This is a genomic window from Kitasatospora herbaricolor, assembly GCF_030813695.1.
Classification (GTDB): Bacteria; Actinomycetota; Actinomycetes; order Streptomycetales; family Streptomycetaceae; genus Kitasatospora; species Kitasatospora herbaricolor.
Map to the genome: position 1 here is coordinate 291,979 of NZ_JAUSVA010000002.1, position 21,581 is coordinate 313,559.

Below are 21,581 nucleotides of genomic sequence, written 5' to 3' on the forward strand. Positions count from 1 at the left end.
GCAGGGGGCGTCCGCGTCCGCGGCGTGGCAGTGGATGTGCATCTCGTTCCAGTTCGTTGGCCGAAAGGCTCCTTACGGAGCTTCGTTGCGGTGTGTACTGGTGCTGTACCGATCAGCAACCATTCAAGGAGCCAGAGCGGCGATCTTGAAGTGGCCGATGCGGATACATGTCACTGCCCGCAGATATCCGCATCCGGAAGCCGGTGAGGGATGCCCCAGCCTGAGAAGGTGCTCGACCCAACGCGTTCGCCCGAAGCTTGGTTCGGCGCCGAGCTTCGCCTGCGGCGGAAGGAGGCCGGCTTCACCACGTCCAAGGCCTTCGCGGTTGAGGTCCAGGTCAGCGCGGATGTGGTGCTGAAGATCGAGAAGGGCCAGTACCGCTGCCCGAAGGATCTCGCGCCCCGAATCGACGCGGCTCTGAAAACCGGCGGATTGTTCGAGCGGGCGTGGGCTATGGCCTTCGATGCGGATAAGAAGCCTCGTGATGCGGATACTTCGTCCAGCACCGTGGGAGAACGGCTTGGTCACTCGCTCGAAGGGCAGATCCTGGGAGAACGCACATCGTCTGCATCTGCCGGGAGTGAGTCCGTGCACCGTCGTGCTTTCCTCGCCATAGGAGGGCTTGCAGCCCTCGCCCCCCTGGACCTCACCAAGGTCCTCACACCTGGAGCAGACCTGACGGCACCAGCCAAGGTGAGCCCCAGGGAGATCCGTCAGCTTCAGGAGATCGCCAGCAGCCTTCACGCCTGGGACAACGCCTACGGCGGCGGCGGCCTCGTCAGCGAACTCGCCGCGAACTCGATGCGCTGGGCCGTGACCCTCCTGTCCGTCGACTGCCCGTCGGCGATCCGGCCGGACTTCCTGGCCGCTGTCGCCCGGCTCGGGCTCGTCGCCGGCGCGAGCAAGTTCGACGTGTTCGAACACTCAGCCGCGCAGACATCCTTCCGGATCGCCGTCGAGTGCGCCGAGGAGGGCAAGCACTGGCACCTCCGCGCCAAGGGGTACAGCTTCCTCGCCCGACAGGCCATCTGGACCGGTGAGCCGGACGACGGCCTCACCTACGCGGAGAAGGGCCTGGTCCGTTCGGACCGCCTGACCGCCACCGAGCGTGCCATGCTCCACACAGCCAGAGCGCGGGCCTTCGGCAAGATGCACAACGTGCCGGAGACCATCGCGGCCGTCGGCGCCGCAGACGACGCCTTCGCCGCACGCCGGCCCCAGGACGATCCGCCCTGGATGACGTACTACGACGAGGCCCAGCACAACGGCGACACCGCACACGCCCTCTTCGATCTCGCCGTCGGCATGAAGGCATACAACCCGGCCCAGGCCGAGCAGCGATTCCGAACCGCCGTCCACGGCCACGGCGAGGCCTTCCCCCGGTCCCGGGCCATCTCGGCAACGAAACTGGCCTCGTTGACCATGCACCGGGGGGACCCGCACGAGGGCGTCGTTCTCGGACGGCAGGCCGTTGCCCTCAGCGGCGTGCTCACCTCGCGCCGGGCAGCCGACGACCTCCTGGAACTGGGAAGGTTCGCCGTGCACCATCCTCGACTCCCTGACGCGGTCGACCTCAACGAACGTGTCACCGCTACCGTGCAGGCATGACCGACATCGCGCATCCGCCCCGAGCCGCTCTCGTAAAGGCGTGCGCCGCGATCGGCGCAAGCGCTCGCGACGCGGTCGCCCTGCGCCTCGCGGAGAACGAGCACTGGCGGTTGCCGGACGGTGTCATCGTCCGGATCAGCCAGCCGGGACGGTGGACAGCGGCGGTCCGGGAAGTGCACGTTGCCCGATGGCTGGCGGCCAACGGTGTGCGAGCGGTCGAGCCACTTGACCTGGAGCAGCCAGTCGAAGCCGACGGCCGGCCGGTCACGTTCTGGAACGAGGTGCCTCGCCACGAGCACGGGAGCATCGCCGACCTGGCGGCCGTCCTACGTGCACTCCACGCCCTGCCCGAACCCGACTTCGAGCTCGGCGAACTCGACCCCTTCGTCCGGATCGGCGAGCGGCTCCAGGCAGCCACTACGCTTCCACACAGCGATCGGCAATGGCTCCTCGACCTTCACCGAGACCTCGCCGAAGCATGGGAGACCGGCCTCGCCACCAGCTCAGCCCCAACCCCGATCCATGGTGACGCCTGGCCCGGCAACATCGTCAGGACGGCCGCTGGCCCCCTGGTCATGGACCTCGAACGCTTCTCAAGAGGCCCGCGCGAGTGGGACCTCATCTCCACCGCGGTTCGGGCCCGGACAACCGGGGCCGTCACCGAGGACGAGTACGCCCAGTTTTGCGAGCTGTACGGCTACGACGTCACCACCTGGGACGGCTTCGGCATCCTGGCCGGCGCCCGCGAGCTGCGCATGGTCAGTTACGCGGCACAGCACGCAGCACGCAACCCCGATTGGCGTCGTGAGGCGCAGTACCGTGTCGACTGCCTACGCGGCCGACACGGACATCGACCGTGGAAGTGGACCGGCATCATGTGAGTCCTGCGGCAGACCTGGTAGTGGGGGGCTTGCTGGGCTTGCTGTAGTGGCTGGCCGGTGCAACTTGCTCTGCAGGAGGACATGCGGACGGCAAGGAACTCTTGGTGCGCCAGATTTTGGGATGGTGCTGAATTGAGGCAACACGGCGGCCTCGCGCCCGTCCCGACAGGTTGGTCAGTTCCAGCCCTGTCCGCCGTCGTAGAAGATCTGATTGGCGCCGCCGTTCACGTCGTACTGGATCGCCCGGACGCCGTCGGCGGTATTCCAGCCTGGGATGTCGATCGCCTTGTAGAATCCGGAGGTCCACGTTTCGAATCGGACCTCCGATCGCTGGGGGCCGTAGGCCTGGGCGCGGTGGAAGAACTGGTTCTGGTCGGCAGTACTCGTCACGCCGGTCTTGCAGGGGTACTGCATGAGCCCCACGCCGTTGGCGTTGCTGGCGTACGGGATGTCGATGCACATCCCGGAGTTGACGTTGCGGATCTGGACGTCCCAGGTCCTGCCGTTCACCGGGACGTAGGTCCACTTCTGGTTGGCCCCGCCGTGGCAGTCCCACTGGCGGATGGCCGCGCCGCGGGCGGTGCTCCAGTCGGCGACCTCGAGGCACTTGCCGGTGGCCGCGCTGCGGATGGTGAATCGGCTCAGGGAGTTCCAGCCGCTGGCGGCCTCGGCCGGCGAGGCGGACATGGGAACGGTGAGTGCGACGGTGGCGAGTGCCGCGAAACCGGCGAGTTTACGGACATGGCGAAGCAAGGAAGTCTCCTTCGATTGAATGTGCAGGCCACTGACGCCGACGGGATATCAGCCGTCCGTGACACGCCACGAAGTGCTAGATGAACTCGCCAACCTCAGAAATCGACTGTCATTACGCCTGACGGAATGGTCATCACGAGCGAAATCCAGCAGCATACGCAATGTCGATGACTCAAAAGGATGGTAAGAGATGGCGCCAGAAATCATGGGTACACAACAATTAATCCGGCATGAGTGGGCTTTACTTCAGCACCTTGGGAGAGGAGCAGAGTGCTTATACTGCCGCTCCGGCCATGGCCGGACGACCAGGACCGCAGAACCCCTCCGTTTCACCTTCAGTGGCTTGCGAAACCAGCCTGGCGACCATTCTGGCCTCTTTGACCATTCCCGGGTCGGACCCTAGAGGGACACCCCGCCGCAATGCACCCTGCACGAGATCTGCCGCGCCAGCGAATCCACCATGCGGGAAAATAGGGACTGAGATCCCGCAGAGCGGGATGTAGGCGATTCCGACACAGAGAAGTAGATCTTCCGGGCGCACTCCATGGCCGCAGGCTCCGTGGTGCTGACCGGGAACGCAAACCAGCGCAGCTCCCTCGGTGCCCAAGCGGTCCCAGGGTGCGCCCGGCGGGCGCGCCCTCGGGGGCTTCACCCTTGCCGCCGTAACCGGCCTCCGGAATTCCAAGGCGCTCCGCTACCTTCACCCCCGCAGAGACCACCCGGACCAGGCCCGCACTGAACACCGTGCCCCAGCCCCCGGGCCCGGCCCACGCCATTCGGCGCCCGCCGCTCTCGCCCCCGCGCTCCAGAGCCTCGCGACCCAAACCGAGACGGAGCTCCTGACCGGGGGACTGGACGTCGTCCCCGGTGCCGTGACGGACGTGCTCAATCACAAGGTGGCCGTGGTCGCGCAGCGACTTAGAATCCAACCCCGGTCCGCCTTGCGCTACATCGAACCCTCGGCCGTCGCCGACCAGATCGCCGACGCCAGCGCCCTGGGCACCGAAGGTGCGTGACCGCGTGCGGCGTACGACCGGTGCGGCTCGACCAGCGCACCGCAGGCCTGCGCCGCTGGATCTGCTCCCGCCCGCTGATGGCCCTGGCCAAGGTGATCAAGTACGCCTCCAGTAACAACGCCTCCCACACCGTCCAGCACGCCACCGACCTGGTCTTCGAGATCGGAGTCGCGATCGGCCCCGACTCCACGACCTACAGTGCCGCGCTTCCGCTCGGGCTGCTCTACGAGGCCGCCGACCTGATCGAGCAGATCGACGAGCACATCAAGGCCGACGGGTGGAGCGTCTGCCCATGAGGCGAGACCACGGCCAGGGCACAATCAATGCCCGGGTGGTCGGGGTCATGTGCGACGACACCAGACTCATCCAGACGATCCGAGCCACGACCGTCCCCCCGGACTGACTCCCCCAGCCGGCCCGCGCCCGGACGAGCAGCCCCGCTTAGAGCTCGTAACACGATCTCGTGGATGTGGGGTGGTGGGCCGTGTCCGGTGTGACGATTCGTCCGTTGGTGGTGATGTGACTGCACCGTGGACGGTCGATGACGAGCTGCGGGCGCTGATCGAACCGGTTTTCCAGCCCTTGCCGGAGCGGCTCCGGGTCCTCGACCGCTGGACGACTGGTTGCGCCTGCAGGACGTCTGTCGGCGGCGCGCGAACCGTGACCCAGTTTGGCCGGATGAAAATGGACCCGGTGCTGGTGGTTTCGGTGGTTCAGTCGGCGGTGTCGGGGTCGGTGGGGACGCGTCCGAGTTCACGGCCGCGCATGCGGTAGGAGTCTCCCTTGAACGAGTGGACCTCGGCGTGGTGGACGAGGCGGTCGATCATGGCGGCGGCGACGGTCTCGTCGCCGAAGACCTCTCCCCACCGGCCGAAGGGCTTGTTGCTGGTCACGATCACGGACGCACGTTCGTATCTGTTCGAGACCAGCTGGAAGAACAGGTTCGCGGCCTCGGCTTCGAAGGGGATGTAGCCCACTTCGTCGACCACGATCAGCGGGTAGCGGGCCAGCCTGGTCAGTTCGGCCTGCAGGCGGCCGGTGTGGTGGGCGGCGGCGAGGCGGTCGACCCACTCGGCGGCGGTGGCGAACGCGACCCGGTGGCCGGCCTGGCAGGCCCTCACGGCCAATCCGATGGCCAGGTGTGTCTTGCCGGTGCCGGGCGGGCCCAGAAAGACGGCGTTCTCCTTGGCCGCGATGAAGTCCAGTGTGCCCAGGTGGGCGAGTTGTTGCTTGGTCAGGCCGCGCAGATGGGTGAGGTCGAGTTCCTCGATCGTCTTGATCGCGGGGAATCGGGCAGCGCGGACGCGGGCCTCGCCGCCGTGGGATTCGCGGGCGGAGACCTCGCGCTGGAGGCAGGCGACGAGGAATTCGGTGTGGGTCCAGGACTCGGTGCGGGCGCGTTCGGCGAGTCGGTCGGCGGCGTCCAGCAGGGTCGGGGCCTTCATCGCTCGGGCGAGGAAGGCCAGGTCGGCGGTTGTCTGGCGGCCGGTGCGGCGCCGGCTGTCGGTCGTTGGGGTCGCTTCGGCGGTGGTGGGCATCAGCTGGCCTCCTTGTCGTTCTTGCCGCCGTCGATGACGGTGAACAGCCGGTCGTAGTTGTCCAGCGGGCGTTGCTCGACCTCGACGTCGGCCGCGGGGCCGGTGGCGGCGTCGGGTGCCTGTCGCAGGTGCGGGACGGTGGCCTGGTGGCGCATGCGCCGGCCGGCCTCGGCGTGCTCGGGGTCGGTGATGGTCTGGTGGCGGGCCCAGCAGCGGGGGTGCTCGGCGACGAGTTCGCCGTCGGTGGTGACGACCTGGACCTGGTCGGTGTCGGTCAGGACGGTGACCCGGTGGCCGATCGCCCGCGGGTGGACGGAGTAGTCGCAGGTGTCGACGCGGATGTAGTGGTCACGTCCGAGCCGGGTCTGGAAGCGCCACCAATGGCCGGGGCCGGTGGTGGGCAGGGCGAGCATGCCGGCCCGGTCGGCTTCCCAGCGGTCGGCGGGCCGTGCTTGCAGGGTGCGGTGGACGCGGCGGTTGGCGATCTGGAGCCAGGCGTCGAGCTGGGTGTTGAAGTCGGTGGGGCCGGCGAAGGTGCGGCCGGGAAGGAACGAGGTCTCCAGGTAGCCGTTCGCGCGTTCGACCAGGCCTTTCGCCTCGGGATCGCGGGGCCGGCAGAAGTAGATCCTGGTGGCCAGCAGACCCGCGAAAGCGGCAAACTCGGTGGTCGGCCGGCCGCGGCCGACACCGGCCTCGTTGTCCCACACGAGCATCCTGGGGACGCGGCCCCAGCCAGACAGCAGTCGCCAGTGGCCGTCGATCAGGTCTGCGGTGGTCCGCGAGGGCAGCATCCGGGCGGTGATCATCCGTGAGTGGCCGGACACGATCACCAGGACCGGCGGGCGGCCGCTCTGCCCGTAGCCGAGCGGGATGTCGACCGCGGGGAACCACAGGTCGCACTGGGCCAGCTCGCCGGGCCGGTAGGTGGTGCGCGAGACCGGGTCCACCGGCAGGTAGGCGGGCCGGAGCTCGCGGACGCGCTCCTTCAGCACGGTCATCCCGTGCTCCCAGCCGATCCGCTCGGCGATCACGGTGGCCGGCATCGTCGGCGTCTGCCGCAGCAGCTCGCGGATCCGGTCCTCGACCGGGTCGACGACCGAGCCCTTCGCCGGACGCTGGTACTTCGGCGGCCGGTCGTTCGCCAGGGCGCGCTTGACGGTGTTCTTCGAGATTCCCAGGTGCCGCGCGATCGCCCGGATCGGCATCTGCTCGGCCCGGTGCAACCGGCGGATCTCTGCCCAGTCCTCCACGAGGATCACCCTTCCCTCCTGACCTTGATCAACAAGGCCAGGATCAGACAGAGAGCACCGTGTGGGTCACTTTTGATCCGCCGTCAGAGGGTCCGCTTTCGGCCGTCGCCGACAGACGTCCCATTGGTGCTCCTCACCGGTATCAGGTGGAGCAACTCCTCTGAAAATTACACCTGTTCGATATATCGTTGGCGCAGGTTCGGGCGAGAGGCGTCTTGGTGTCGAGAGTGTCAGGAACCATCGTGTCAGCCATAGTTGAACAAGACGGCCATTTGCTGATGGTTCGCGAACGTCTGCCAGGGGAGCGGGAACAGTGGGTGTTCCCTGGTGGCGTGGCCGAGCCGGGGGAGCTCGCGCACCAAGCGCTCATACGGGAGGTCTACGAGGAGACCGGGCTGACCCTGGCCGGGCCGACGAGTCTGGCCTGCATCTCCCAGCACGTTGTCACCGGCGATCCCGGCTGGGACGGCACCTGGACTGTCTTCACCTTCCGAGCGGAGGGACCGACTGGGACGCTGGGCCCCCTGGATCCCGACGAGCTGGTGCTGGAAGCCGCCTGGGTCCCGGTCGGCGAGGCCTTGGCCCGATTGGCCGCGCACCCGTCCCGCCGACGCGGGGAGCCGCTCATATCCTTCCTGAACGGCTCGTCATCGCCCGGCGCACTCTGGCTCTGGCCCGGCGGTCAGGAAGACGCGCCGGTCGTGGTCCCTGTACTTCCCTGCTGAGAGCTCTCGCAGGATCACAGTGTCTGGTCCCCTGTGCCGGCATCGACGACCTCGACCGCGTCGTGCGGCTCACATCTCACGCCGACGGGACCAGAGTGAGCGTACTGACCGCGGGCCACCGGGGTCAGCTCACGGAGTGGATGCAGAAGCTCCTCCTGACGGACGTGAGGGCGTTGCTGTTCGCCTCGGGTGTGGTCCTGTGCGAGGGAGCGACCGAGCTGGGCGCCCTGGGCCAGTGGTGGAAGGACGGCGCGGCCGGGTTCAGCGACCCGGGGAGCGCCAACATCACCATGATCGACGTCGGAGGCGACTCCAGCTTCGGCGGTTACATCAACTACCTGGAGGCATTCGGTATCCCCTGGGCCGTGGTGGCCGACGGGCCGGCGATCAAGCCGCAGAGCAAACTCGGCAAGCAGCTCACAAACATGAGGCTGGCCCCCGCCACGGAGACGCCCGGCGACGATGGCGACTTCGAGGCGTCGCTGGCGTAGGGCCGGTCGGGTCCCCATCGTGAATGGAGGCCCGACCGGGAACACCAGAGTCCGCAGCGGTGATGGGGTTGCCGTCCGTGTCGTAGCCGGTGGCGCTGCCGTTCAGCCAGTCGATGGCGGCCTTGACGCCGGCCTGCTCGTCGGCGCTGCCGGGGTCGACGCAGCCCTGGGACTGGCCGGTGCCGATCGCGTCGAGGTCGGCGACGGCGTAGCCGAGGGGGAGGAAGTAGTTGTCGAAGAACGGCTCGTAGGTCATGTCCCACTCCCGTCCGGGCGCTTGACCGGGGTCTCGATCATGACGGTCTGGGTGAACGCCTGGTCCATGTCGCTCTGCGGCATGGTTCGAGTCTGGGGATTGGCCTACCTGTTCTGGGCGGCCTTGACCTGCGCACGGAAGTCGACAGAGGTCGCTTTGGCCTGGGTGGGGTCACAGATGCCGCTGTCGACGTTCTGAACCTGGAGTCGCGGGCACGGGTGCCGCGGGCGCGAACCGTGCCGGAGGCGGTGAGTGCTCCGGCGATCGCCACGACGATGAGTCATCCGTGAAGGTGTCTCATGGCGGGAGCCTTCCAGAGGAACAGCGGCCGACGGCACTGCCAAAGTTCCATGACATTGGCCCGTTGACAGTGGTCTGGCTGCGAGCCGAAGGGGTGCAGCGCGAAGGTGTCGCCGCGGATGAGCCCGGGGACCTCGGCAGGGCCGGGCGGAGAGGGGCGGGTGGGCTGGGCAGAAACGGGGGTGGCCTCACTCCTCACCATGGCGCAGTGCAGCCATGGTGAGGAGTAAGGCTTACCAGGTTCAACCTCAGCCGGGCCGCCTCTGCGGTGGTCTCCCTGCCAGGTTGGCATCTGCTTGGGGAGGGACGGTCCGGCCTACCTGGCGGGTTGCGTGCGATGCGTGGTCGTCGACCTTCGGGCTCAGGGGGTAGGGGCGCCGATGGCCTCGAAGTTGGTGATGTGTCCGCTGGTGTTGTTGGAGTTGTGGGTTATGGTGACGCGCAGGTAGCGGGCTGTGGTGCTGACGGGCAGGACGTCGCCGGCGCTGGTGGCCACCGAGTCGCTGGTCTTGCTGGCGATGGGGTCCCACTTGGAGCCGTCGGTGCTGGCCTCGACGTCGTAGTGGTAGAACCGGGTGCCGTCGACGTAGTTGGTGACGATGACGCTGCTGAGGGTGTAGGTCCCCTGCAGGTCGACCTTCCACCACTGGGGGGCGGGTCCGGCGGCCCAGTAGCTGTCGTTGCCGGGGTCCTCGTCCACGGCCAGGTTGGCGTAGTGGGTGCCCTCGTTGCTCTGTGCGGTTGCGGGCTTGTTGAGGGCGACGTTCTGCTGCAGTGCGGGTGCGGTGCCGACCGCGGTGAACGTCAGCGCCTGTTCCAGTTCGGTGCGGGTGCCGCCGACGGAGACGGCGTTGGTACTGGGCCAGTTGCGCGGTGCGGTGGTCTCTGCCTGCCGGGTGGTGTCGCTGGACAGGCTCAGGACCAGGCCGCTGTAGCGGTTGACCAGTCGGTAGGAGCCGATGGGGTTGAAGGAGGGGTCGGTGTTGCGGATGAAGAACCACTGCTGTCCTACGTCAGCGGGGTTGGCGGTGGACAGAGTCGGCTTGGTGCCCCAGGCACGGGTGGAGGGGCTGGTGGAGCTGACGCCGAGGGCTCGGCCTGTGCTGTCCTTGATGAGGTAGGAGCCGTCGCCGTTAGGGACGAAGGCCCAGGCTTCCAGGGCGGAGCCGGTGGCCGCGGCCAGGGAGGTGGTCTGTGTGCTTCCGGAGATCCCGGTCAGGGTACGGCCCGAGACGTTGGCGATGCGGTAGGTCTTGGTGGTGTCGATCGGTGGGGCGGCCGGCGTGGTGGAGTCGAGGGTGATGTTTCGGTACTCGGCTCCGCCCGAGGGGCAGCCGTAGTTGCAGTAGCTGCGGAAGGTCTTGCCGACGATCGTGCTACTGGTGCGGTTACCTGTGTCTACGAACCAGTGGTACCAGTAGTCCTTGTACAGGACGGATCCGGTGTCGGCGATCTTGTACCACTTCTGGGTCGCCAGGTTGTCGGTGGCGAAGAACGGCTCGGCGTGGGCGGAGTTGTTCGGGTTCAACGGGTTGGCGCCCGCGATGTAGAGCCCGAGGTAGGCGTCGTAGGAGACGTTCATGTAGAGCAGCGGCGTCTGGGCGGGCATGGTGCCGGCGGCGAGCTGGGTGTTGACGCAGCCGGTGTTGGACGGGCTGTACTCGGCGGTCGTGGGGAGGTATCCGTTGGCGTTGGAGGCGTCCACCGGGACGATGGTGCTCTCGTTGCCGCCGACGCCGGCCTGGGACCAGGCGCCGTTGTACCACTTGTGCCAGGTGCCGGTCGCCATCTTTCCAGAGATCGGGGCCCGGGCGACGCGCTCCAGGCGCTGGATGGCTCCCGGGCAGCCCGGCTTGTTGATGACGCTGGAGGCGTAGTACAGGTAGAAGTACCCCGAGGCCGTGTCGACGAACAGGCGCTGGTCGCCGTCGCCGTAGTAGTACGTCTGGTTCGGGAACGCGGTCGTGTCGCCCCGGGTGGTGCTGTAGGGGGAGGTGATGGCGTGGCCGGCGATGGTCCAGGTGTGACCCTGGTCGGTCGAGGTGGCGTAGTCGATGGAGTCGTAGTGCATGCCGTCGCCGAACGGGGCCGGGGTGAACTCGTTGTGGACCAGACCGGTCCACGCGCCGGTGTCGGGGTCGACCCAGGTACCTATGAGGTCACAGTAGTTCCGCTGAGAGTACGAGCTGCCGGCTGAGGCGTTGGTGGAGGTGAGACCGGTGGGGCTGTTGTTGCACAGCACGGTGGTGTCACCGTTCGCGGTGTTCAGGGCGGTGTCCGCCCTGACGTTGTCGAAGGTGGTGCCGGTGCTGAACTGCCATGCGCGCATCTCCGTCGCCCCGTAGAGGGCGGTGGACTGCTGTGTGCGGAAGGTCCCGTCCTTGTCGATGAAGGGGGTGGAGGGCGAGTCGGCGACGGTGCTGTTGGGGCCGACGGCGCCCACGGTGAGCGCGTAGGCGGTCGTGGGGGGAAGCGGGGGCGTGGCGGCGGCGGTGTCGGGGAGCACCATTCCGGCCGCTACGAGTGCTGCGGCGGAGACGGCTGTTGCGAGTCTGTGCCAAGGCCTGGACACTGTGGTCCTCCTCGTGGGGGCGACGTGGATACGAACGCGCTGCGCACGGTGCGGTGCTGCGGCCGGTCGGCCGGCGCGGTGGGTCGTGGCGCCTGCGTGGGCCGGACGCTGCGCGACTGCCGTGGATCTTCGGATCGGTAGGCAGGTGGGGGCGGGCGCAGCGGAAGGGGCTAATTCTTTACCCCTGATAACTAACTGGGGGAAGTAAATGGGCGCGGGCGGGGGGCGTCAAGACGTGACGGAGAGCCGTTGCCGGATCGTGACCCACGCGGGGGCGGTTCCGAGGTGCCGCCTGGGCGCCCCGCCGGGAGTCCGCCGGCAGGTCGGCCCAGGTCCGGGCATGCGGAGGCGGCCGCGGATTGTCCCACGGCCGCCTCCGTCCTTAGGAGGGTTGCCTGTGTGTCAGTTCGGCCGGATGGCGGCCGGGGTGAGCGGCACTGCGCTGTCGAGCGAGGTGATCCGCTGCTCGACGGCGTCGAGCGCGAGCCGTAGGGCTCCGCGGATCACGGCGTCGTCGCCCAGCCCGGAGGCCTGGAGGCGGGGCGGGTGCAGGCAAGAGCGGGCGAGTTCGTCGGCGAGGCGCGGAAGCAGGAGGTCGGCGGCGCCCGCGAAGCCCCCACCGAGCACGACCAGGTCGGGATCGAGGGTCAGCACCATGGCGGTGGCGCCGTGAGCGATGTCGGCCACGAAGCGGTCCACCGCCCCGAGGGCGGCGGGGTCCCCGTTCCGCGCCTTCTGGAAGACCTGATCGGCGGCGGTGGCGGGGTCGGCGGCGGGGTCGCCGTCACCATGGGCGATCAGGCGGTCGGCCGCGTCGTGCCAGCCCACCCCGCGCAGCGCACCGATCTCGCCGGCCGCGCCGGTGGAGCCGCGGTGCAGTTGGCCGCCGATGACCAGGCCTGCCCCCAAGCGCACTCCTGTCATCAGGTAGAGCATCGTAGGAGCACGGTGGCCGAGCCACCGTTCAGCCAGTGCGGCCAGGTTGGAGTCGTTGGCCACCTCGATCCGGCAGGGCAGCACTGCGCCCAGGCGTTCAGCGGGATGGAGGCCGCTCCACCCGGGGAGCAGGGTCGAGGCTGTCACCGTGCCGTCGGGCCCCACAACACCCGAGGTGCCCATGACGGCGGCCCATATGTCAGCGGGGTCCAAGCCTGCGGATTGGAGTGCCGCGCGCAGGGCACGTTCGGCGGCGGCGAGCCGGGTGGTGGCGGAGTCGCGCGGTGAGACGGCCTCATGGCTGTCGGCCACGGTTGTGGCTGCCAGGTCCGCGACCTGCACCTGCACTCGGCGGGTGCCCACGTCGATGCCGACCACGTGGCCGACCCCCGGGCGGAATCGGTAGTGGCGCGCCGGGCGGCCCACGGACCTGCGGTTGCCGATGTCCGTTTCTGTCGAGGCCAGCCAGCCGTGGGCTTCTAGCGCCTCGGCGACGACTTGGGTCGTGCGCCAGGAGAGCCCGGTGGCCTCCGCGACTTCCCTCAGCGGCTGTGACTCACCGGCGCGCAGGACTGCCAGCACCGAGAGTTCGTTGACCCTGCGGAGCGAGGTCTGGTCGCGGGCGGCACTTGGAAACGATTCGGTCACGGCGCTGGAGCTCCTCTTGACGGCGGGACAGGGGAATCCATTTACTTCCCCCAGTTATATATGTCAGGTAAAAAAATACACCCGTCAGAGAGGTACCCAACCATGGGGCGAACCAAGGAACATCACGCACCCAGTGTGGCCCTAGTAGGTGCCGGTGTTCGAGGACTGGGGTACGCGCGCCGCGCTGCAGCCCAGGGGGCGCGCATCGTGGCCGTCGCCGAACCACGAACCCAAGCACGGGCCGACTTCGCCACGGAGTTCGGTCTCGCCCCCGACCAGGCCTTCGCCGATGCCGCAGACCTGCTGGCCGCCGCCCGCGTCGCGGACGCCGTGGTCATCGCCTCGCCGGACCCCTGCCACGCCGACCAGGCCGTTCTGGCCGCCCGTCAGGGCTACGCCATCCTGCTGGAGAAGCCGATGGCGCTCACGGAGGAGGACTGCGCCCGGGTCATCACGGCGGTGGAGCAGGCCGGCGTAGTCTTCGCCGTCGGGCACGTCCTGCGCTACACCCCCTACACCAGGCTTCTCAAGGGCCTGCTCGACGCCGGCCGGATCGGCACGATCGTCAGCGTCGAGCACCTTGAGCCCGTCGGATGGTGGCACCAGGCGCACTCCTACGTCCGGGGCAACTGGCGCCGCGAGGACCAGTCGGGCCCCATGCTGCTCACAAAGTCCTGCCACGACATCGACTGGCTCATGCACGTGATGGGCGAGTCCCCCGCGCGGGTCGCGTCCTTCGGCTCGCTCAGCCACTTCACCGCCGCCAATAAGCCTGCCACGGCCACGGACACCTGCGTGACCTGTCCGATCGAGCAGTCCTGCGCGTTCTCCGCCAAGCGGTCCTACCTCCAGTGCCTGGGCGATCCCGTCCGGGAATACTGGCCGTTGTCGATGGTGACATCCGACCGCACCGAGGCCGGAGTGCTCGAGGCGCTGCGTGAGAGCCCGTACGGGCGCTGCGTATACTCCTGCGACAACGACGCGGTGGACCACCAGGTGGTCGCCCTGGAGTTCCCCAGCGGATCCACCGCTTCCTTCACCATGACAGCGTTCACCGAGCTCACCCACCGCAAGACCCGGATCTTCGGTACGCTCGGCTGCCTGGAGGGCGACGGCGAGGCCGTGAGAGTGCACGACTTCGTCACCGACCGGTCGGAGGAGCACCGGGTACCCTCCCTGCACGGCGCCTCCGCCGCGGACGGGCACGGCGGCGGGGACGATGCCCTGGTAAACGCCTTCCTCGATGCCGTCGCCAGCGGCGACCAGAGCCATCTGAGCTCCGACGCCCGGACCAGCCTGGCCAGTCACCGCGTGGTCTGGGCCGCAGAGAGCGCGCGGCGCACGGGAACCGTGGCCACCCTGCCCCACGACCTCGACGTCCCGCCCAGCTGACCCCGGCAACTCCTGCCCCGTCGCAGCTCCGCGCCACCGCCCGACCGCCGAAGACCTTTCGCCCCCACCCCCCACCTCACGGAGAAGACAATGCACACCCCCACCCACTCCCCCGCACCGATGACCCGCAGACAGTTGCTGATCCGCTCCGCCACGGCGGCCGCCATCGCCGTCCCCGGGGCCGGCCTGCTCACCGCCTGCGCGGGCGGTACCGGCACCGGTTCGCCGTCAGCACAGGGAACCCAGACCGCGGACAACCCGTTCGGCGTCGTTGCCAGCGCCCCGCTCGACGTCTACGTCTTCAAGGGCGGCCTCGGCGAGGGATTCGCCAAGGCATTCGAGGATCTTTACGGGCAGCGCTTCCCCGGCGCCAAGATCTCCCACAGCAGCGGAACGGACGTCACGGGCGACCTCCAGCCCCGCTTCAACGCCGGCTCGCCGCCAGACTTCGTCTTCGACGACGGCGACAAGAAGATGAAGCTGGACGTCCTGCACGCCAACGGCCAGCTCGCCAACCTGGACGTCCTGCTCGACGCCCCCTCGCTCGACGACCCGTCGAAGAAGGTGCGGGACGTCCTGGTCCCCGGCACCGTCGAGGCCGGGCAGATCGGCACGAGCATGTTCTCGCTCAACTACGCGCTCACCGTCTACGGCATCTGGTACTCCAAGAGCCTGTTCGCGAAGAAGGGCTGGAAGGTCCCCAAGACCTGGGACGAGTTCACCGCCCTGTGCGAGACGATCAAGGCAGCGGGTATGTCTCCTTGGGCGCATCAGGGGAAGTACCCGTTCTACATGCTGGTCGTGCTGATGGACATGATCGCCAAGGCCGGCGGCGAAGCCGTCATGAAGAAGATCGACAACCTCCAGCCCGGCGCCTGGCAGGAGGATGCCGTGCTGCGGTCGGTCGAGCGGATCCACTCGCTGGTCGCCGGGGGCTACACACTGGCGGGCACCGAGGGCCTGACTCACACGGAGGCGCAGACCGCCTGGGCGCAGGGCAAGGCGGCTTTCATCCCCTGCGGTTCGTGGCTGGAGCAGGAGATGTCCGGCAGCATCCCTGCCGACTTCGACATGGCCGTCATGCCGGTCCCCCACGTCCCCAGCGACCGGATGCCCGCCACGGCAGTGCGTGCCGTGGCTGCCGAGGCATTCATCGTCCCCACCCGAGCGGCGAACCAAGCCGGGGGCCTGGAGCTGCTGCGGATCATGTGCTCCAAGGCCGGCGCCGCCGCGTTCGCCAAGGAGGCCAAGTCGCTGCCGGTGGTGCGTGGCGCCCTCACCCCGGAGATCACCGCCGCAATGTCGCCCGGCACCAAGTCCAGCAGCGACCTGATAGCCGCGGCGGCCGACGACGTCATCACCTGGAAGCACCCCACCTGGTACTCGCAGCTGGAGACGGACCTGGAGACCGCGATGGGCGAGCTGATGGGCAACCGGATCGGCCCCGCCGAGTTCGTCAAGCGCGCCCAGAGCGCCGCCGACCGGACGGCCGCCACCTCCTCCATTCAGAAGTACACGCGCGCCTGACACGCGGTCGGCGTGGGGTGCCGCCCAACCGCGGCGCCCCACGCCGAGCGCCCGAACGTCCGAGCGAACACCAGGAACGGCCCGCCGTGAAACTGAGCAAGAACACCCGCAAGAACCTCTTCGTCACCGCCTGCCTCACAGGCCCCGTCGGACTCTACGCCGTCTTCGTCCTGTGGCCTTACCTGGAGACCTTCGGCTACTCCCTGACGAACTGGTCCGGGGTGGCCCCGCCGAGCCGATTCGTCGGCCTGGACAACTACACCGCGCTGTTCGACGACCCTGTTTTCCGCACCGCACTGTGGCACAATCTCCTGCTCCTGATCCTCCTGCCGCCCGCCACCATCGTGCTGGCCCTGTTCCTCGCCTTCATGCTCAACGTCGGCGGCCGCGGCAACACAGCCGGTATCCGCGGCGTGCGCGGCTCCGCCTTCTACCGCATCGTCTTCTTCGTCCCGCAGGTGCTCTCGGTCGCAATCCTGATCGTCATGTTCCAGGCCACCTACCGGTCGGACGCAGCCGGACTCCTCAACGGCATCGCCATCGCAGTGGGCATCACCGACCCCGCGCACCCCCTGCCCTGGCTGGCATCACCGGACGCCGTGCTGTGGTGCATCATCGCCATCCTCATCTGGCAATGGGTCGGCTTCTACATGGTGCTGTTCTCCGCCGCCATGCAGTCGATCCCCAAGGAGATCTTCGAAGCCGCCCTCCTCGACGGCGCCAAGCGAGGTCAGACCTTCCTGCGAGTGACGATCCCGCTCCTGTGGGGCTCAGTACAGACCGCGTGGGTCTATCTCTCGATTGCGGCCATGGACGGATTCGCCCTCGTCGCCAGCCTCACCCAGGGCTCCAGCTACGGCGGCGGCCCCGACCACCACAGCGAAGTGCTGGCCACGTACCTGATGCGCAACTTCCTGACCTTCGGCAAGGCCGGATACGCCTGTGCCATGGGCGTGGTCATCTTCGCGATCACCCTCGCCCTGGCGACTTTGATGCTCCGCTTCACCCGACGCGACAACGTCGAGTACTGACCGAGGAACCTCCATGACCAGCACAACCGAGATGCCGACCGCCGCACGCCGGCGCCCCAGTGCAAGCGCCAGCGCCAGTCAGAAGAGATTCGGCGAAGCCGGCAACGTCCTCAACGTCTTCTCCCACGGCTTCCTCGCCCTGTGGGCCATGATGATCGTCCTCCCACTGCTATGGGTCGTGCTCGGCTCCTTCAAGACCAGTGCACAGATCGGCACCAGCGCCTGGACCTGGCCGACAAACTGGTCCCTCGACGCCTTCGCCCGCGCATGGTCCAAGGGCATCGGCAGCTACTTCGCCAACACCCTTCTCGTCATGGCAATGTCGGTGACCGCCACCATGCTGCTCGGCGCAATGGCCGCCTACGTCCTAGCCCGCTACGACTTCCGCGGAAACCGCGTCATCTACTACATCTTCGTCGCGGGGGCCATGTTCCCCGTCTACCTTGCCTTGGTCCCCCTCTTCTTCCAGGTCAACCAGTTCCACCTGCTCAACAGCTACGTCGGACTTGCACTGGTCTACACCGCATTCTCACTGCCGTTTACCGTGTTCTTCCTGCACGCCTTCTTCAAAACCCTCCCAACCGCTATCCAGGAGGCCGCCTTCGTCGACGGCTGCTCCCACACCCGGGCGTTCTTCCAGATCATGATGCCCATGGCAAGGCCGGGCCTGATCTCGGTCGGCATCTTCAACATCCTCGGCCAGTGGAACCAGTACCTGCTGCCCGTCGTCCTGATGCAGCGCCAGCGAGGCGACACAGAGGCCCACCAGGTCCTCACCCAAGGTCTCGTCAACCTCTCCGCCACCCAGGGCTACGCCGGCGACATGCCGTCCCTCTTCGCCGGCATGACCATCGCCATGCTCCCGGTCCTCGCCGTCTATCTCTCCTTTCAACGCCAGGTCCAGGCGGGCCTCACCTCCGGCACCCTCAAGTAGCGATCCTGCCGATCCGGGGTGCCGGTGGAAGGGCAGGGCCCTCAACCCACCGGTAGCGGGACCAACTGGCGAGGCGCCGGTGAACACCACGCTCGTCTCGGGAACCTCAACCCGCCCAGCAGCCATGGCCTGCTGGTCAAACTGCCGGGCTCGCTGGCGGGCCAGGTCCGCGCACATGCCCGTGAGAGCGATGCCACGATCTCGGCAGTGGTGGCCAGGGCCCTGGCCGAGTTCCTCGATCGGGACGACCCGGGAAGCGTGCGGGCAGGTGAGCGGCCGGGTGCTGGAGTCGCAAGCCGTCTTCGACCGCCACGCGGCGGCGGATCTGTCCGCGGCCTACGCGGTCTTGGTACCACAGCGGCGGGTCCGGATACGGGCTGGCCCGCAGGAGGGAGGGCCGCTGGATGACCAGCGCGGCGATCTACGCCCGGGTGTCGTCCGGCCGGCAGAAGAAGGACCAGACGATCGGCTCGCAGACGGCGGCGCTTCGGGCTCACGTCGCTCAGCTGCATCTTGAACTGCCCGAGGAATGGGCGTTCGAGGACGAGGGCCACTCCGGAGCCACCCTGATCCGCCCGGCGCTGGAGCGGCTGCGGGACCTGGTCGCCCAGGTCGGCGTCGATGTCGTGCTGTGCTATTCGCCAGACCGTCTCGCCCGCAAGTTCGCCTACCAGGCCCTGCTGATCGCGGAGTTCGCCCGCACCGGCACCCGGGTGGAATTCGTCAAGGGCCCGCGCGGCGACAGCCCCGAGGACAAGCTGCTCATCCAGTTCCAGGGTATGTTCGCCGAGTACAAGAAGGCCCAGCTGATGGAACGCTACCGGCGCGGCAAGACCTACCGGGCCCGCACCGGGCCGGTCAACGTGCGGGGCGGGGCCCCGTTCGGCTACCGCTACCTGCGCAAAACCCCCGAGTGCGGCGCCACCTACGAGATCCTCGAGGCGGAGGCGGCGCTGGTAGCCGAGCTGTTCCGCCGCTACACCGACGACGGCGTCTCGATTGCCGACCTGACCCGCTGACTCACCGAGAGCGGCACTTTGACCCGCACCAGCAAGACCCGCTGGGACCGCAGCGTGGTGTGGGGCATGCTCCGCAACTCCGCCTACGCAGGTCAGGCCGTCTTCGGCAAGACCCAGACGATCGACGACATCAGCCACGAGGGCCTGCGCATCCTGCTCCGCGAGGAGGGCGTCTCCTTTCAACGCGTGAATACCTGGAAGACCTCCCGCGACCCCGACTACGCCACGAAGAAGGCCCGCGTCGAGCACCTCTACGCGATCGCCGACGGCGAGGTAATACCCGAGGAAGGCGAGCCCGAAGTCATCTTCTGCATGGACGAGTTCGGCCCGCTCAACCTCCAGCCACACCCCGGCCGGCAGTGGGCGGAGCGCGGCGGCAGGCACAAGGACCCCGACCGCGATCCCCGACCGCGCAGACGGGCGACCTACACCCGCCCGCACGGCGTTCGGCACCTGTTCGCCGCCTACGACCTGGCCAAGGACCAGCTCTACGGCCACATCAAGAGGACCAACAACCGCTCCAAGTTCCTGGAGTTCTGCCGCTACCTGCGCTCGCTGCACCCACTGGAAGTGCGGATCGCGATCGTCTGCGACAACTACTCGCCCCACCTGACCACCAAGCGGTGCCAGCGGGTCGGAACCTGGGCTGCGGCGAGCAACGTCGAGATCGCCTACACCCCGACCAACAGCTCCTGGCTCAACCGGATCGAGGCCCAGTTCACCGCCCTGCGCTACTTCGCCCTCGACGGCACCGACCATCCCAACCACAAGGCCCAGGGCTCCATGATCCGCCGCTACATCATCTGGCGGAACAAGCACGCTGCTGATCAGCGCCTACGTGAGGTCATCAGCAGGGCGAACGTTGCTTGATGCGGCACTAGGCAAGGAGGCCGGTCGCACCGATGCGCCGGTGCCCGACCACTCCCCCGGGGCCCCTCCTCGGGATCGCCCCTCGGTCGGCGCCGGGCTGCGGCAGGATGAGGGCCAACCTGCTCCTGGAGGAACGATCGTGAGCCTGCTTCCCGGCCAGTGGAGCCTCCTCGAAGAACTCGCCGCCGCCCACGCCTCCGCTCCGGGCTGGCTGCAGGGCGACCACGAAGAAGGAGACGGCCGGCGGCGCAACAGCGCCGTTCAGGCCCTCGCCCGGTCGCAGCTGTGCGAGCTGGCGCCCGCGGGTCGTCCGGAGCTCGCGGGCCCGCGCGGTGGCGGCTGGGCGGCGCGGATCACCGCGGACGGCGTCCTGGCCCTGCAGTACCGCTGCCGTCGCGACCAGCCCGCACCCGCACCGCGTCCGGCCGAGGTGGCGGACCCGGCGTTGGTCCCGCTGGAGCTCCTGGACTCCGAGTTGGAGCCGCTGCGGCGCTTCCTCGCGATCCCCGGCCTCGGCGACGCTCGGGTGGTCCTGGTCCGGGACGTCGTGGAGCAGACGCGGGCCGTGCCGGGCGGCCGGCGCTGGCAGCTGACCGCGACAGCGCAGCAGGTCGAGGCGATCGGCTTCGTCCTGCGCCTGGAGGCACTCGCGGGCACCGCCCGGGCCTGGCACCGCTTCCTGCGCGAGTACGGACCCCCGATCCGACCCGCCCGGTGACCACGGGCTCGCTCACCACGAACCCTGGTGAACCCGGGCAACGTCACCGTGGTGCGGTGCCAGCGGAGTACCGCAGAAGCGGACCGCTTTCTTGATCATCGGCCGTTAGACTCCCGGGGCTCGGACGATGCCGACGGAAGGCCAAGCCATGGACGATGACCGATGGGACCGGTGGCCGGAGCCGTGGGTGGGCACGGATTGCGACATGCGGACGGTCGCGGGCGCGATCCCTCGGGAGGTCAAGGACGGGTTCAGGTACGACGAGATCCCTTGGCAGCGGTTCCCGCACTTCTACGGCCCGGGCGAGGAGATTCCCGGTCTACTCGTGACGCTCGCTTCCAACGATGCCCACGCCGGCCGCCGGGCCTTGGAGAAGCTGTGGGAGGGCCTGCACCACCAGGGCAGCACGATCGCGGTGGCAGCACTGGCGGTCCCGTTCCTGCTCCGGATCGCGGCCACCGGGTCCCCCGGGCTCCGTGCGGGAACCCTTCGCCGGGTCGCCGAGATCGCCCGGTGCCAGCACTTCGGGGACGGTAGTCGCGAAGGGCTCCTCAAGGTCGCCGAGGATCCGAAGGAGGCGGAGGGCACCACGATGTGTCCGGTGGACTGGACGATCCAGGCCGCTCGCACCGCCATCACCGCCGACCTGCACCTCCTGCTCCCCTTTCTCCCCGACCCCGAGCCAGAGGTCCGCGCCGCCACCGCCTTCGCCTTGGCGGCGGCCGCCGAGGTGCCGCGCATCTCCTCCGCCGTACACAGCAGGCTGGCCGTGGAAGATGATCCAGTGGTCCGGGTGAGCCTGATCCTGGCGATCGCCCAACTCGCCCGCGAAGACCAGGACGAACACGCTCCCGCCTGGGCCCGGGCCCTGTGGTCGGACGCCACCTAACCGCCCGAGACCCGCGTCGGCGCCGCCCTCGCCTGGCTGTGCCTGGTCGACGGCCCCGCACCCGACGAACTCCGCACCCTCCTCACCGACCCCAACACCGACCGACTCGGCGAGCTGTTCCAGCAAGCGCCATGGCTCCCCCCAGTCGACTACCACGGCAGCGGGCTACGCCGCTGCATCCACGAAATGCTCACGCCGGATGTCCCCTGGAACAGCGCTTGATGCTC

At 68.3% G+C, this 21,581-nt stretch carries 18 protein-coding genes and 3 pseudogenes; 15 read left to right on the forward strand and 6 right to left on the reverse strand.

Annotation, left to right across the window (positions count from 1 at the left end; all coding sequences use genetic code 11):
* Nucleotides 1-228: 228 nt before the first annotated feature.
* Together J2S46_RS01690 and J2S46_RS01695 are read left to right on the forward strand one after the other, a co-directional pair.
* Nucleotides 229-1,608 (forward strand): NsdA family TPR-like regulatory protein, encoded by a 1,380-nt coding sequence (locus J2S46_RS01690; RefSeq protein WP_229912986.1) that lies wholly within the window; start codon nucleotides 229-231, stop codon nucleotides 1,606-1,608.
* On the forward strand, nucleotides 1,605-2,489 hold the full coding sequence (locus tag J2S46_RS01695) for a phosphotransferase family protein (protein ID WP_191291791.1): 885 nt from the start codon (nucleotides 1,605-1,607) through the stop codon (nucleotides 2,487-2,489). The genes J2S46_RS01690 and J2S46_RS01695 overlap by 4 nt, the downstream gene beginning before the upstream one ends.
* A gap of 174 nt (nucleotides 2,490-2,663) precedes the next feature.
* Here the strand turns inward: J2S46_RS01695 and J2S46_RS01700 are convergent, their stop codons facing one another.
* Nucleotides 2,664-3,242: an RICIN domain-containing protein gene (locus tag J2S46_RS01700; protein WP_191291790.1), complete on the reverse strand. Its 579-nt coding sequence runs from the start codon at nucleotides 3,240-3,242 to the stop codon at nucleotides 2,664-2,666.
* An 881-nt stretch (nucleotides 3,243-4,123) separates the two neighbouring features.
* Between J2S46_RS01700 and J2S46_RS01705 the strand changes: the two genes are divergently transcribed.
* Nucleotides 4,124-4,258 carry a hypothetical protein gene (locus J2S46_RS01705; protein ID WP_268255708.1) on the forward strand — a complete coding sequence of 45 codons (135 nt, stop codon included), beginning with the start codon at nucleotides 4,124-4,126 and terminating at the stop codon, nucleotides 4,256-4,258.
* Complete coding sequence (locus J2S46_RS01710) at nucleotides 4,255-4,554, forward strand: hypothetical protein (RefSeq protein ID WP_191291789.1); 300 nt, start codon at nucleotides 4,255-4,257, stop codon at nucleotides 4,552-4,554. The genes J2S46_RS01705 and J2S46_RS01710 overlap by 4 nt, the downstream gene beginning before the upstream one ends.
* Before the next feature lie 417 nt (nucleotides 4,555-4,971).
* On the opposite strand, the gene istB is transcribed toward J2S46_RS01710, so the two are convergent.
* Together istB and istA are read right to left on the reverse strand one after the other, a co-directional pair.
* Nucleotides 4,972-5,796 carry an IS21-like element helper ATPase IstB gene (gene istB / locus J2S46_RS01715; RefSeq protein ID WP_191291788.1) on the reverse strand — a complete coding sequence of 275 codons (825 nt, stop codon included), beginning with the start codon at nucleotides 5,794-5,796 and terminating at the stop codon, nucleotides 4,972-4,974.
* Nucleotides 5,796-7,055: an IS21 family transposase gene (gene istA / locus J2S46_RS01720; RefSeq protein WP_191291787.1), complete on the reverse strand. Its 1,260-nt coding sequence runs from the start codon at nucleotides 7,053-7,055 to the stop codon at nucleotides 5,796-5,798. Before istA ends, istB begins: the two co-directional genes overlap by 1 nt.
* Nucleotides 7,056-7,288: 233 nt before the next feature.
* On the opposite strand from istA, the gene J2S46_RS01725 reads away from it, so the two are divergent.
* Both J2S46_RS01725 and J2S46_RS01730 read left to right on the forward strand, forming a co-directional pair.
* Nucleotides 7,289-7,771: an NUDIX hydrolase gene (locus J2S46_RS01725; RefSeq protein WP_191291786.1), complete on the forward strand. Its 483-nt coding sequence runs from the start codon at nucleotides 7,289-7,291 to the stop codon at nucleotides 7,769-7,771.
* Between the two features lie 140 nt (nucleotides 7,772-7,911).
* Nucleotides 7,912-8,262 (forward strand): ATP-dependent endonuclease, encoded by a 351-nt coding sequence (locus J2S46_RS01730; protein WP_191291785.1) that lies wholly within the window; start codon nucleotides 7,912-7,914, stop codon nucleotides 8,260-8,262.
* Here J2S46_RS01730 and J2S46_RS40755 read toward each other — a convergent pair.
* The 3 genes and pseudogenes from J2S46_RS40755 to J2S46_RS01740 all read right to left on the reverse strand — a co-directional run.
* A pseudogene (locus J2S46_RS40755) lies at nucleotides 8,189-8,536 on the reverse strand (CocE/NonD family hydrolase); the annotation flags it as partial. The gene J2S46_RS01730 and the pseudogene J2S46_RS40755 overlap by 74 nt on opposite strands.
* A gap of 643 nt (nucleotides 8,537-9,179) precedes the next feature.
* Nucleotides 9,180-11,327, reverse strand: a complete 2,148-nt coding sequence (locus J2S46_RS01735) for a discoidin domain-containing protein (RefSeq protein WP_191291783.1) — start codon at nucleotides 11,325-11,327, stop codon at nucleotides 9,180-9,182.
* Nucleotides 11,328-11,792: 465 nt separating this feature from the next.
* On the reverse strand, nucleotides 11,793-12,974 hold the full coding sequence (locus J2S46_RS01740; protein ID WP_191291782.1) for an ROK family transcriptional regulator: 1,182 nt from the start codon (nucleotides 12,972-12,974) through the stop codon (nucleotides 11,793-11,795).
* A 102-nt stretch (nucleotides 12,975-13,076) separates the two neighbouring features.
* Here J2S46_RS01740 and J2S46_RS01745 point away from each other — a divergent pair, with 102 nt between their 5' ends.
* The 9 genes and pseudogenes from J2S46_RS01745 (at nucleotide 13,077) to J2S46_RS01785 (ending at nucleotide 21,354) form a co-directional block, all read left to right on the forward strand.
* A complete protein-coding gene (locus tag J2S46_RS01745; protein WP_191291781.1) occupies nucleotides 13,077-14,366 on the forward strand; it encodes a Gfo/Idh/MocA family protein in 1,290 nt (429 codons plus the stop codon).
* A 90-nt stretch (nucleotides 14,367-14,456) separates the two neighbouring features.
* A complete protein-coding gene (gene ngcE, locus J2S46_RS01750; RefSeq protein WP_191291780.1) occupies nucleotides 14,457-15,893 on the forward strand; it encodes an N-acetylglucosamine/diacetylchitobiose ABC transporter substrate-binding protein in 1,437 nt (478 codons plus the stop codon).
* Between the two features lie 86 nt (nucleotides 15,894-15,979).
* Nucleotides 15,980-16,924 carry a carbohydrate ABC transporter permease gene (locus J2S46_RS01755; protein WP_191291779.1) on the forward strand — a complete coding sequence of 315 codons (945 nt, stop codon included), beginning with the start codon at nucleotides 15,980-15,982 and terminating at the stop codon, nucleotides 16,922-16,924.
* A 13-nt stretch (nucleotides 16,925-16,937) separates the two neighbouring features.
* A complete protein-coding gene (locus J2S46_RS01760) occupies nucleotides 16,938-17,858 on the forward strand; it encodes a carbohydrate ABC transporter permease (protein ID WP_191291778.1) in 921 nt (306 codons plus the stop codon).
* Between the two features lie 404 nt (nucleotides 17,859-18,262).
* Nucleotides 18,263-18,877: a recombinase family protein gene (locus tag J2S46_RS01765; RefSeq protein WP_191291908.1), complete on the forward strand. Its 615-nt coding sequence runs from the start codon at nucleotides 18,263-18,265 to the stop codon at nucleotides 18,875-18,877.
* 12 nt (nucleotides 18,878-18,889) lie between these two features.
* Nucleotides 18,890-18,982 (forward strand): annotated as a pseudogene (locus tag J2S46_RS01770) (hypothetical protein); the annotation flags it as partial.
* A 15-nt stretch (nucleotides 18,983-18,997) separates the two neighbouring features.
* Nucleotides 18,998-19,747 (forward strand): annotated as a pseudogene (locus J2S46_RS01775) (transposase); the annotation flags it as partial.
* Nucleotides 19,748-19,886: 139 nt separating this feature from the next.
* Nucleotides 19,887-20,465, forward strand: coding sequence for a DUF6417 family protein (locus J2S46_RS01780; protein ID WP_191291777.1), 579 nt, complete (start codon nucleotides 19,887-19,889; stop codon nucleotides 20,463-20,465).
* Nucleotides 20,466-20,670: 205 nt separating this feature from the next.
* Nucleotides 20,671-21,354, forward strand: coding sequence for a hypothetical protein (locus tag J2S46_RS01785; protein ID WP_229912984.1), 684 nt, complete (start codon nucleotides 20,671-20,673; stop codon nucleotides 21,352-21,354).
* The last annotated feature ends 227 nt before the right edge of the window (nucleotides 21,355-21,581 follow it).